The 12,697-nt window shown below is 66.3% G+C and carries 10 protein-coding genes; 5 read left to right on the forward strand and 5 right to left on the reverse strand.

What is annotated here, in order from left to right; genetic code table 11:
• The first annotated feature begins 26 nt into the window (after positions 1-26).
• Genes fucP through CR919_RS00295 form a run of 4 tightly spaced genes read left to right on the forward strand, consistent with a single transcriptional unit; the run spans position 27 to position 6,246 of the window.
• Positions 27-1,340 carry an L-fucose:H+ symporter permease gene (fucP, locus tag CR919_RS00280; RefSeq protein ID WP_099818320.1) on the forward strand — a complete coding sequence of 438 codons (1,314 nt, stop codon included), beginning with the start codon at positions 27-29 and terminating at the stop codon, positions 1,338-1,340.
• A gap of 7 nt (positions 1,341-1,347) precedes the next feature.
• On the forward strand, positions 1,348-2,343 hold the full coding sequence (locus tag CR919_RS00285; RefSeq protein ID WP_099818321.1) for a carbohydrate kinase: 996 nt from the start codon (positions 1,348-1,350) through the stop codon (positions 2,341-2,343).
• Positions 2,340-3,566, forward strand: a complete 1,227-nt coding sequence (locus tag CR919_RS00290) for an AGE family epimerase/isomerase (RefSeq protein WP_099818322.1) — start codon at positions 2,340-2,342, stop codon at positions 3,564-3,566. The genes CR919_RS00285 and CR919_RS00290 overlap by 4 nt, the downstream gene beginning before the upstream one ends.
• 58 nt (positions 3,567-3,624) lie before the next feature.
• Positions 3,625-6,246, forward strand: a complete 2,622-nt coding sequence (locus CR919_RS00295; RefSeq protein WP_099818323.1) for a glycoside hydrolase family 2 protein — start codon at positions 3,625-3,627, stop codon at positions 6,244-6,246.
• An 80-nt stretch (positions 6,247-6,326) separates the two neighbouring features.
• Here CR919_RS00295 and mtnC read toward each other — a convergent pair whose 3' ends face one another.
• The 5 genes from mtnC to CR919_RS00320 form a co-directional block, all read right to left on the reverse strand.
• Positions 6,327-7,022 (reverse strand): acireductone synthase, encoded by a 696-nt coding sequence (mtnC, locus tag CR919_RS00300; protein ID WP_099818324.1) that lies wholly within the window; start codon positions 7,020-7,022, stop codon positions 6,327-6,329.
• Between the two features lie 3 nt (positions 7,023-7,025).
• A complete protein-coding gene (locus CR919_RS00305; protein ID WP_049467060.1) occupies positions 7,026-7,583 on the reverse strand; it encodes an acireductone dioxygenase in 558 nt (185 codons plus the stop codon).
• A gap of 92 nt (positions 7,584-7,675) precedes the next feature.
• Positions 7,676-8,317 carry a methylthioribulose 1-phosphate dehydratase gene (locus CR919_RS00310; RefSeq protein ID WP_099818325.1) on the reverse strand — a complete coding sequence of 214 codons (642 nt, stop codon included), beginning with the start codon at positions 8,315-8,317 and terminating at the stop codon, positions 7,676-7,678.
• Positions 8,318-8,864: 547 nt separating this feature from the next.
• Positions 8,865-10,292, reverse strand: coding sequence for an amino acid permease (locus CR919_RS00315; protein WP_099818326.1), 1,428 nt, complete (start codon positions 10,290-10,292; stop codon positions 8,865-8,867).
• Positions 10,293-10,389: 97 nt separating this feature from the next.
• Positions 10,390-11,865, reverse strand: a complete 1,476-nt coding sequence (locus CR919_RS00320) for an amino acid permease (protein ID WP_099818327.1) — start codon at positions 11,863-11,865, stop codon at positions 10,390-10,392.
• Between the two features lie 176 nt (positions 11,866-12,041).
• Between CR919_RS00320 and CR919_RS00325 the strand changes: the two genes are divergently transcribed.
• A complete protein-coding gene (locus tag CR919_RS00325) occupies positions 12,042-12,611 on the forward strand; it encodes an NUDIX hydrolase (protein WP_207760999.1) in 570 nt (189 codons plus the stop codon).
• Positions 12,612-12,697: the final 86 nt, after the last annotated feature.

Consider the following 12,697-nt stretch of genomic DNA (forward strand, 5'->3'; position numbering starts at 1 on the left):
CTTTCGCGCATCGAGGCGCGTACCGCATGCCGATCTCCGCAACGCCCCGCCCATCCGGTTCCCCGGGCAACCAGCCTGCCGTCACCAACGGCAAGGCGCTGGCCGTGGTCACCACCATCTTCTTCATGTGGGGCTTCCTGACCTGCCTCAATGACATCCTGATTCCGCACCTGAAGGCGGTGTTCGAACTGAACTATGCCAAGGCGATGCTGGTGCAGTTCACCTTCTTCGGCACCTACTTCCTGATGTCGTTGCCGGCCGGGCGGCTGGTGGCAGCGCTGGGCTACAAGAAGGGCATCGTGGCCGGCCTGGTGATCGCCGGCATCGGCGCGCTGGGTTTCTGGCCGGCGGCCGAGCTGCGCGTCTATGGCGCCTTCCTCGGTGCGTTGTTCGTGCTGGCTACCGGCATCACCGTGCTGCAGGTAGCAGCCAACCCGTATGTCGCGCTGCTTGGCCCGGAGCAGACCAGCTCCAGCCGCCTGACCCTGGCGCAGGCGCTGAATTCACTGGGTACGGCCATTGCGCCGATCTTTGGCGGCATGCTGATCCTGTCCAACACGGCCATGAGCGGCGAGCAGATCGCCGCGCTGCCGGCCGCCGAGCAGCTGGCCTACCGTACCGCTGAGGCGCACGCGGTGCAGGGCCCCTATGTGGGCCTGGCCATTGCGCTGGTGCTGCTGGCCCTGTTCGTGTTCCTGTTCCGCCTGCCGGCGCTCAACGACACCACCGAGCAGGCTGACGAGGGTCATCAGCACAGCTATCTGGATGCGCTGCGCAAGCGTCACCTGCTGCTGGGCGTGCTCGGCATCTTCTTCTACGTCGGTGCTGAAGTATCGATCGGCAGCTTCCTGGTCAACTACCTGTCGATGCCTACCATCGGCGGCTTCAGCGAGCAGGAAGCCACGCACTATGTGTCGGCCTACTGGACGATGGCGATGATCGGTCGCTTCGCCGGTTCGGCGCTGCTGGCGCGCTTCTCGCCGAGCCGCCTGCTGGCGATCTTCGCGCTGGTCAATGTCGGCCTGCTGACGCTGACCATGATGACCTCCGGCAATGTCGCGCTGTACTCGGTGGTGGCGATCGGCCTGTTCAACTCGATCATGTTCCCGACCATCTTCGCGCTCAGCATCGAGCGTCTGGGCCCGCTGACCAGCAAGGGCTCGAGCCTGCTGATCATGGCCATCGTCGGTGGTGCCGTGGTGCCTTACCTGCAGGGCGTCCTGGCCGACCACGTCGGCGTGCAGGCCAGCTTCATCCTGCCGCTGCTGTGCTACGGCTACATCATTTTCTACGGACTGGTCGGCGCCCGCGCGCCGGCTGCCGGCACGCACGGAGGCTGAGTCGAAAATGGGTTCCATCGTCTGCTTCGGCGAAATTTTGATCGATCTACTAGCGCAGCCGCCGGCCTCGGCCGATACCCCGCGCGCGTTCCTGCAGTACGCCGGTGGTGCACCGGCCAACGTCGCGGTGGCCGCCGCACGGCTGGGCGCGAAGACCCAGTTCGTCGGCATGCTCGGCCGCGACATGTTCGGCGACTTCCTGGCCGAGAGCCTGAGCGAACACGGCGTCGGCACCGACTACATCGTGCGCACCGACGCGGCCAAGACCGCGCTGGCCTTCGTGGCGCTGGACGCGGGCGGCGAACGCAGCTTCAGCTTCTACCGTCCGCCTGCCGCCGACCTGCTGTTCCGTGACAGCGACTTCCAGGCGGGCTGCTTCGATGGCGCGCAGTGCTTCCATGTCTGTTCCAACAGCCTGACCGAAGCGGACATCGCCGAAGCGACGTTCGCCGGCATGGACCGCGCGCGCACGGCCGGTGCGGTGGTCAGCCTGGATCTCAACCTGCGTCCGGCGCTATGGCCGGCCGATGTCGACCCGACACCGCGGCTGTGGCAGGCGCTGGAACGCGCCGACCTGGTCAAGCTGTCGCGGGAAGAACTGGAGTACCTGGCAGCGCCGCTTGGCGATGACGGCGAGGTACTGGTGCTGCGGCGCCTGCTGGCCGCGCAGGCGCGCTGGGTGATCATCACCGACGGCGCCGCCACGCTGCATTGGTACACCCGCGAAACGCAGGGCAAGGTCACCAGCTTCCGCGTGCCCACCGTGGACACCACTGCCGCCGGCGATGCCTTTGTTGGTGGCGTGCTGGTCGGGCTGCTGGAGCGGGGTGGGGCGGGTGCGGGCTTTGCCGCGTTCTGCCAGGACCCGCAGGCGATCGCCGCCACGCTGCGCTTCGGCGCCGCCGTTGGCGCACTGGCGGTGACCCGCAAGGGCGCGTTCGCTGCGATGCCCTCGTTCGATGAAGTGCAGCAGTTGCTGCAGGCACAGGACCTTCCCGCATGAGCACCTCGCCCGATTTCCGTTCTCCCGCTTTCCTGCGCGCACACATCGCCGACACCATGGCGTTCTACCACCCGCGCTGCATCGATCCGAAGGGCGGTTTCTTCCACTACTTCCGTGACGACGGCAGCATCTACGATGCCAGCCATCGCCACCTGGTGAGCAGCACCCGTTTCGTCTTCAACTACGCCATGGCCTACCGCGAGTTCGGCAATGCCGAGTATCGCGATGCGGTCGAGCACGGCGTGCGCTACCTGCGCGAGGTGCATCGCAACCCGGTCACCGGCGGCTACGCCTGGACTCTGCGCGAGGGCGTGGTCGAGGACGACATGAACCACTGCTACGGCGTGGCCTTCGTGCTGTTGGCTTACAGCTGTGCATTGAAGGCGGGTATCGAAGAAGCCCGCACGTGGATGGATGAGACCTGGCAGCTGTTGGAAGCGCGCTTCTGGGAAGCGGAGCACGGCCTGTACAGGGACGAGGCCGACGGCCAGTGGAACTTCACCGGCTATCGTGGCCAGAACGCCAACATGCACATGTGCGAGGCGATGCTGGCTGCGTTCGAGGCCAGTGGTGAGCAGCGCTATGTCGAGCGCGCGCTGCAGCTGGCCGACAACATGACCCGCCGCCAGGCGGCCAAGGCCGCTGGGCTGGTCTGGGAGCACTACGACGTCAACTGGAACATCGACTGGGACTACAACCTGGACGATCCCAAGCATCTGTTCCGGCCGTGGGGCTTCCAGCCCGGCCACCAGACCGAGTGGGCCAAGCTGCTGCTGATCCTGGACCGCCACGTGCAGGCCAACTGGCTGCTGCCGACCGCGCAGCATCTGTTCGATGTGGCGGTGGAGCGCAGCTGGGACGAGGCGCGCGGCGGCCTGTACTACGGCTTCGCACCGGAGTCGCGCCGCCAGCCGGGCATGGACGGTGCGCCGATCGGCGGCGACAGCTTCGTCTGCGACGACGACAAGTATTTCTGGGTGCAGGCCGAGACGTTGGCCACCGCCGCACTGATGGCCAAGCGCACCGGCGATGAGCGCTACTGGCAGTGGTACGACCGTCTCTGGGCGTACTCGTGGGAGCACTTCGTCGACCACCGGTACGGCGCGTGGTTCCGCATCCTCGACGCTGACAACCGCAAGTACAGCGACGAGAAGAGCCCTGCTGGCAAGGTCGATTACCACACCATGGGCGCCTGCTACGAAGTGCTGAACGTCGTGCGTTGAACATCGTCCGAATGCAGTAGTGCCAGGCCATGCCTGGCAAAAACAACAGGAGCATCACGTGCATCGCCTTCCCCTCGTTGTCCGTCTGCTCCTGCTGCTGATCGCAGCTGTCGCGTTCTCCGCCTCTGCCGCCCCGCTGCAGGCGCAATGGGAATTCCGCCTGCTGCCCGGCGACGCGCAGGGCGCGGCGCATCCGGGCCTGCAGCAGTGGCGCGCGGCCACGGTGCCGGGCAGCGTGCATACCGACCTGCTGGCGCACGAGCTGATCCGCGATCCGTACGTCGGCGCGCCCGAAGCCGAGCTGCAGTGGATCGGCCTGGCCGACTGGGAGTACCGCGCCCGTTTCGATGTGGACGCCGTCACCTTGGACAAGCCCAACGCCGAGTTGCGCTTCGATGGCCTCGATACCTATGCCGAGGTAAAGCTCAACGGCAAGCCGCTGCTGCGTGCCGACAATGCCCACCGCACTTGGCGCGCCCGCGTCGAAGGCCGCCTGCGGGCGAAGGGCAACGAGCTGCAGATCGTGTTCCGTTCGCCGATCCGCACGCTGCTGCCGGGCGTGCAGGCGATGCCGCACAAGATCGCCGGCAATTATCCTTCGCCCTACGGCGATGAGCCCAAGGACGCGATGGTCGGCAACTTCGCGCGCAAGCCGGCCTACCACTTCGGTTGGGACTGGGGGCCGCGCTACGTCACTGTCGGCGTCTGGCGCGGCGTTGACCTGCAGGCATGGGGCGCGCATCGGTTGACCGACCTGGCCGTGCGCACTGATGCGCTTGATGCAGAAAAGGCGACGTTGGCCGTAGTGCTGCAGGTGGAACAGGGTGCGGCCGCCGGTCCGGTGGCGGTGGACGTTGAGGTGCGTGATCCCGACGGCCGCAGCGTCGCACGGGTGCAGCGCACGGTCGAGCTGAAGCCCGGCAAGAACAGCGTGGAGGTGCCGGTTGAACTGGCCAAGCCGCGGCGCTGGTGGCCGGTCGGCCATGGTGCGCAGGACCGCTACACCGTAATGGCCTCGCTCGACGGTGGCGCCGACTCCACGTTGAAGCGCGAACAGCGCATTGGCCTGCGCACGGTCGAGCTGCGCCGCGAGCGGGACGACAAGGGAGGGCAGGGCTTCGCCTTTGTCATCAATGGTGTGCCGATCTTCGCCAAGGGCGCGAACGTGATCCCGTTCGACGCCTTCCCTGCGCGCGTTGATGCCGCGCGCCTGCGCCAGGTGCTGGTCGCCGCGCGCGATGCCAACATGAACATGCTGCGCAACTGGGGCGGCGGTTACTACGAAGACGATGCGTTCTTCGATACTGCCGACGAACTGGGCCTGCTGGTCTGGCAGGACTTCATGTTCGGTGGCGGCATGCAGCCCGGTTACGACCCGGCATTCCGCGCCAGCGTGGTCGCCGAGGCGCGCGACAACGTGCGCCGGCTACGCCACCATCCCAGCATCGTGTTGTGGTGTGGCAACAACGAAGAAGAGACGGCGTGGAAGGATTGGGGCCATGGCCGCGACCTGAAGGCCGCTGATCCGGCGTTCGCAGCGAAGGTCTGGCAGGGCTACGTCGATCTGTTCGGCAACGACCTGCGCCAGGTGGTGAGCGAAGACGGGCTGGGCGTGCCGTACTGGTCCAGTTCGCCCAGCAATGATCTGGACGAGAAAGCCAACGACTCCGCCCGCGGCGACAAGCACTACTGGCAGGTGTGGGGCAATCCGGCACTGCCGGTGCAGGCCTATCTGCGCGAGACCCCGCGCTTCATGTCCGAGTACGGCCTGCAGGCCTGGCCTGCGGTGGCAACGGTGGACCAGATCGCTACTCGTGCGGAGCAGCGCATCGACAGTCCGGTGATCCGTGCACACCAGAAATTCATGGCCGGCGAGGGCAATACGCGCCTGCTGCACTACATCGAACTGGGCTACGGCACGCCGAAGGACTTCGAGGACTTCGTCTATCTGAGCCAGGTGATGCAGGCCGATGGCATCGCCATGGCGGCGCTGCATCATCGCGCTTCGCGACCGTACACGATGGGCTCGCTTTACTGGCAGCTCAACGACGTCTGGCCGGGTGCCTCGTGGTCGAGCGTGGACTACTTCGGCCGCTGGAAGGCGCTGCACTTTGCCGCGCGCCGCTTCTTCGCGCCGGTCACCGTGGCGGCGCTGCGCGATGAGGGCAGGACGCGCGTGCGCGTGATCAACGACCAGGCCGCGCCGTTGGATGCGCGGTGGCGCCTGCGGGTGATGGACGTGGAAGGCAAGGTGCTGCGTCGGCGCGAGCAGGCGGTGACACTGGTCGCTGCCGGGGTGACCGATATCGGCAATTACGTGGATGCCGAACTGCTGGCCGGCGCCGATCCGGCACGGACCGTGGCGGTGTTCGAGCTGCTGCAGGACGGCAGGGTGACGGCGCGGCAGGTCGTCGGATTCGTCGAAGCCAAGGACCAGGTACTGCCACGGCAGCAGCTGACATCAACGTTGGCGATCGACGGTGACCACTACCGCCTGCGGCTGCAGAGCGCAGCGCTGGTGCGCGCGGCCTGGATCGATTTCGGCGCGCTCGACGTGCAGGTGGAAGACAACCTGCTGGACCTGCTGCCGGGCGAAAGCCGTGACATCGCCGTGCGCGGACCTGTGGACCTGACTGCGTTGCGTGAAGCGTTGAAGGTGCGCACCCTCAACGATCGTTGAGGGGCACGCTTTGGTAGGTGCCAACCTTGGTTGGCACACCAGAAGCATGCCAACCAAGGTTGGCATCCACCAGTTTTTGCTTACAGCTGGATCTGCTGGAAGTTCTCGACGCGGTCATGGCCGTTGGCGGCTGCACCAATGCGCGGCATCGGGTAGTCGTCCAAGCGATCGATCAGGCGTGTCTGCAGGCCGGCTTCGCGGGCGGCGTCCAGTTCCTCGACCACATCGGACAGGAACAGGATCTCGCCAGCGGGAACGCCGATGGTCTGCGCGATATGGCGATAGCTGTCGGCCTCGCGCTTGCCACCGACTTCGGTATCGAACCAGCCCGACACCAGCGGACTGAGGTCACCGGCATCGCTGAAGCCGAAGAACAGCTTCTGCGCCGGCACCGAGCCGGAGGAGTACACATACAGCGGCAGCCCCGAGGCGTGCCAGCCCTTCAGCACCGGCGCCACTTCCGGGTAGAAGTGCGCGGTGTAGTCGCCACGACGGTAGCCCGCGTCCCAGATCAGTCCCTGCAGGGCCTTCAGTGCGGTGTGCTTGCGGTCCTGGTCGATCCAGCCCTGCAGCGTCTCGGCCACCAGGCTGTCCTGGCAGGCGCCGCCGATCTCGCTGGCGACGGCGTCCAGCCAGCGACGCACCTCCGGCTGCTGGCCATGTTCGGCGACGAAGCCGGGCAGCGCCTGGCGTGCGTACGGGAACAGCACGTTCTTGACGAACGAGATGCTGCTGGTGGTGCCTTCGATGTCGGTCAGGATGACGCGGGGCTGCATTGATCAGGACGCCTGGGTCGGAATGTAACGGGGGAATTTCTGCGCGATGTCGGTGCCGGTGAAGTGACCGACCCAGCCATCCGGCTCGGTGAAGAAGCGGATCGCCACGAAGCTGGGCTCATCGCCCATGTCGAACCAGTGGGTGGTGCCGTCGGGCACGGCGATCAGGTCATCCTTCACGCACTCGATCTCGTAGACCTTGTCGCCCACGTGCAGGGTGAACAGGCCCGAGCCGGCGACGAAGAAGCGCACTTCGTCTTCCTTGTGGAAGTGTTCGTCGAGGAACTTCTTCCTCAGCTCGGCGCGGTTCGGATTGTCCGGGGCGATCGAGGCCACGTCGACGCTCTTGAAGCCGCGTTCGGCGACCAGGCGGTCGATGTCGGCGCGGTAGGCGGCGAACACCTCGTCCTGGCTTGCGCCCGGCGCGACCGGCGCGGTGGCCTGCCAGCGTTCAAAGGTGACGCCGATCTTCTGCAGTTCGGCAGCGATGACCGCGCCGTCCTGGGTGTCCAGCAGCGGCGATTCGGGGCGGGTGTCGTCGTAGATGCGCAGTCGGCTCATGGCGGCAGCTTGAACGTCTCGGGGGGAGGACAGGGTAGCAGGGTGGCAACGACGGCCAGATTCCAGAATGGCATCTGGCCTTACCGGAAACGTCAGCGGCGCAGCTTGCGCAGCTCCAGTTCGCAATGCAGCAGGAACTCGAACGCTTCCATGTGCCGGCGCGCTTCGGCCATGTCGCGGCCCCACGCATACAGGCCATGGCCGTCGATCAGGTAGCCCCACAGGGTCTGGGTGTCGAGCAACGCGTCAACCTGGGCCGACAGCACGTCCATGTCCTGGGTGTTGGCGAACACCGGGATGTCGATGGCCATCTCGTGGGTGCTGTTGCCGGCGAAGGCCTTCAGCAGTTCGTAGCCCTCCACCCGGATATGGCCCTGCGGCGCATACAGGCGCGAGGCGATGGTCTGCACCGGCGAATGGGTATGCAGGACGCAGCCGATCTCAGGGAAGCGGCGGTACAGCTGGGTATGCAGCAGGGTTTCGGCGGACGGGCGCAGCGGGCGGCCGACGGCCTTGCCATCGAAGTCCACCACCATGATGTCGTCTTCGATCAGCCGGCCCTTGTCCTTGCCGGACACGGTGATCGCGGCGTGGCGGTCATCCAGGCGGTGGGAGAAGTTGCTGCTGGTGGCCGGGGTCCAGCCGGCCTGGGCCAGTTCGCAGACGTTGTCGATCAGCAGCTGGGCCAGTTCGCTCAGGCGCGCGGTGTCGTAGGGGAAGGTGGGGGCGTTCATGGGGGCGATTTTACTGGATTCGGCCAACGGCTGAGCCCCTCGTGGTTGGTCGAGTGGAGCGGTTCATGGGGTGGGCGGGGCAGGTGGGCCGTGCAGGGGACGCTGCAAGTACGTCCCTGTAAGCTCGATGGCGCCATCCATGGCGCCAACGCCCCTGCTCGGCCCACCCGCCCCGCCCCTGACAGGTTCCTGCGGGCGGCCAGCCCCGGAGTGAAGAAGGAAAAGCGAAAGCGGGTCGCTGCGCTGCGCTTGCTCGGAGCGGAGCATGGCTCCGCTCTACAGCAGATTCGTCCCCGACCATTCATTTCCGGGAACGCTTCATCCACGCATGGCGTGGATCTACTGACAGCTGCGTGGACCTGTCGAAGGCGGGGAGGGGTGAGATTGCGGGGGCGTGAGCCGCATGGATGCGGCGACCGAGCTTACAGGGACGTACTTGCAGCGTCCCCCGCAATCTCACCCCTCCCCGCCAAACCCTCAAACCCGCCGGTGCTGTTGCTGTTGCTCCAGCGGGTGCAGGGCCGCAGGCCCTGCAATGCAGAAAACCTTACTTCCCCCGCAGGCGGCTGTGCTTGAAGCCGTAGAAGAAGTAGATCACGAAGCCGACGAACGTCCACACGCCCATCAGCATCCAGTTGTGCAGCGTCATCGCCGACAGCAGCGCCAGGCAGCTCAGCACGCCCAGGCCGCAGATCAACCACGCGCCCCGGATGCGGAACGGACGCGGCAGGTCCGGCTGGGTGCGGCGCAGGATCAGCACGCCGGCACAGACCGCCGCGAAGGCGATCAGCGTGCCCATCGAGGTCAGTTCACCGAGGATGTCCAGCGGGAACAGCGCCGCCAGCAGGGCGATGCCGATGCCGGTGATGACCGTGTTGATATGCGGCGTGCGGTACTTCGGGTGGATCTTGGTGAACACCGGCGGCAGCAGGCCGTCACGCCCCATGATCATGAAGATGCGCGGCTGGCCGATGATCATCACCAGCACCACCGAGGACAGGCCGATCAACGCACCGATCTCCACCACCACCCGCAACCAGCCCAGCTGCGGGTGCGCGGCCACGGCGGTGACCACTGGCTCGTCGGTGCCCAGCAGCTGGTAGGGCACCAAGCCGGTCATGACCGCAGCCATCGCGATGTACAGCACCGTGCAGATCACCAGCGACAGCATCATGCCGATCGGCATGTCGCGCTGCGGCTTGTGTGATTCCTGCGCGGCCACCGATACGGCTTCGAAGCCGATATAGGCGAAGAACACCATCGCCGCGCCGCGCAGCACGCCTTCCATGCCGTACTTGCCGGGGCCTTCGTTGGCCGGGATGAACGGGGTCCAGTTGCTGGTGTCCACGTATTTCCAGCCGACCACGATCACCAGCACGATCAGGCCGGTCTTGAGGATGACCATGGCCATGTTCATCGCCGACGACTTGCTGATGCCGACGTAGCACAGCCAGGTCAGCAGCAGCACCAGGATTGCGGCGGGGATGTTGGCGATGGCGCCGGTGGGGCGCAGCTGCGCGTCCAACGGGGCACTGACCAGCGCAGCCGGTAGATGGATGTCGAAATGGCTGAGCAGGCTGAGGAAATAGCCGGTCCAGCTGACCGCCACGGCCGAGGCGGAGACGCCGTACTCGAGCACCAGCATCCAGCCGATGAACCAGGCCGAGAGCTCGCCGAAGGTGGCGTAGGTATAGGTATAGGCGCTGCCGGAGACCGGCACCATCGCCGCGAACTCGGCATAGGCCAGGGCGCAGAAGGCACAGCAGATCGCGGCCAGCACGAACGACAGCATGATGGCCGGGCCGGCGTGGTTGGCGGCAGCCTGGCCGGTGATGACGAAGATGCCGCCGCCGATCACCGCACCGATGCCGAGTGCGGTCAGGCCCCAGGGGCCGAGGTGGCGACGCAGGCTCAGGCCATTGGCGTCTTCGTGGGCGGCGTGCGGGTGCTTGGTGGCCCACAGTTGCTTGAACATGTGTGGTGGTCTTGTGCGGTGCGCCCCGTGAACGGGCGCGGGCGGAAATGCTTGCGGATATCGACGGGCCGGCGCAGGAGCCGGCCCGTCGGGAGGATCAGGGCGACTTGGCCAGCTTGCTGTGGCGGATGCCGTAGCCGAAGTAGATCAGCAGGCCCAGCACGGTCCAGCCCACGAACAGGTGCCAGTGCACCACGAACGCCTGCCAGAACAGGAACAGGCACGACAGCGCGCCCAGCGGGCAGATCACCCACACCAGCGGCACGCGGAACGGGCGGTGCAGCTCCGGGCGGGTGTAGCGCAGGATCAGCACGCCCACGCAGACCGTGGCGAAGGCCAGCAGGGTACCCATCGACACCAGCTCGCCGAGCACGTTCAGCGGCACCAGGCCGGCCAGCGAAGCGGCGATCACGCCGACCACGATCGTGGCCCAGTACGGGGTGCGGAAGCGCTTGTGGACCTTGCCGAACACCTTCGGCAGCAGGCCGTCGCGCGAGATGGTGTAGGCGATGCGGGTCTGGCCCATCATCATCACCAGCACCACCGAGGACAGGCCCGCGATCGCGCCGATTTCCACGGCGGTCTTCAGCCAGGACAGGCTCGGGTAGGCTTCCAGTGCGGTGGCCACCGGCTTGTCGGTGCCCAGCAGGTGGTACGGCAGCATGCCGGTCAGCACCGCGCAGACGATGATGTAGACGATGGTGCAGACCGCCAGCGAGCCGAGCAGGCCGATCGGCATGTTGCGCTGCGGGTCCTTGGTTTCGCCGGCGGCGGTGGAGACCGCATCGAAGCCGATGTAGGCGAAGAACACGATGGTGGCCGCGCGGAACACGCCACTCCAGCCGAACTCGCCGGACACGCCGGTGTTTTCCGGGATGAACGGATGCCAGTTGGCCGGGTCCACGTGGGCCGCGCCGATGCCCACGAACAGGCAGATCACAAACACCTTGATGGCCACAATGATCGCGTTGACGAACGCGGACTGGGTCACGCCCACGTACAGCAGGCCGGTCACCGCCGCCACGATCAGTACCGCCGGCAGATTGAACAGCTTGCCGGAGGCGGCGAACTCGTGCCCGTTCCAGGCGATCGGCGCCGCACTCAGTGCGTCCGGGAACGGCATGTGCAGCGTGGTGGTGATGAAGCTGATCAGGTACGCCGACCAGCCCACCGCGACCGAGGCCGAGGCGAACAGGTACTCCAGCACCAGGCACCAGCCGATGAACCAGGCCATGCCCTCGCCGAGGGTGGCGTAGGAGTAGGAGTAGGCGCTGCCGGAGACCGGCATCATCGCGGCGAACTCGGCGTAGCACAGGCCCGCCAGCGCGCAGGCGATCCCGGCGAACACGAACGACAGCATCACCGCCGGACCGGCGTGGTTGGCCGCGGCCTGGCCGGTGAGCACGAAAATACCTGCGCCGATCACCGCACCAATGCCAAGCATGATGAGGTGTTTCGCCGTGAGGGTCCGTTTCAACGTGGCTTCGCCGTCCAGGCTGCCTTCGATGGGTTCGCCGGCATCGACGTGCCCGGCCGGTTCGACCGGCTTGACCCTCAACAGAGCTTTCAGCATGCAGTACTTCCTGATGATCGGATTGGGAGGGCTGCCGGTACATTGCCAGCGGCCCGAATGGTGCAGGCCGCGCAAACGGCCCGCTGTACCTTAGCCAATGCTGAAGGCACCGCACAAGCGCAAACGCAACAATGAGCGGCGATAATGGCCGGTATTTTTCCGGGCACCCCGCATTCATGAGCGAAACCACCGAATCCCTTGCCGTGCTTGACGATCGCCTGCGCCGCCTGCTGTATGACTATGCGCGCAAAGAACCCGCCCACGACGCCCTCGCTGCCGAATTCGGCACATTGATCGACGATGCTGAGGATGCCTTCCGCCGCGAGCGGCTGGCAGGCCATTTCACCGCCAGCTGCTGGCTGGTCAGCGCCGATGGCCAGCGCCTGCTGCTGACCCACCATCGCAAGCTGCAGCGCTGGCTGCAGCTGGGCGGCCACGCCGACGGCGACCGCGACCTGGCCCGGGTGGCGCTGAAGGAGGCCGAAGAGGAGTCCGGCCTGACCGGGCTGGTGCTGGACGATCCGGCGATCTTCGACCTGGACAAGCATTGGATTCCGGAACGCAAAGACGTGCCGGGGCACTGGCATTACGATGTGCGTTTCGTGATCCGTGCGCTGGGCGGCGAGGATTTCGTGCTCAGCGAAGAGTCGCTGGAGCTGGCCTGGCGCCCGGTGGCCGAGGTCGCCGGCGATCCGCAGTCGGATGAATCGATGCAGCGCATGGCGCGCCGGTGGCTGGCACGCTGAAAAAATACATCCACGCATGGCGTGGATCTACCAGGGGATCGCGCGCCCAGTAGATCCACGCCATGCGTGGATGGCGTGGTGCCGGA

Source organism: Stenotrophomonas sp. LMG 10879, from assembly GCF_002750935.1.
Classification (GTDB): Bacteria; Pseudomonadota; Gammaproteobacteria; order Xanthomonadales; family Xanthomonadaceae; genus Stenotrophomonas; species Stenotrophomonas lactitubi_B.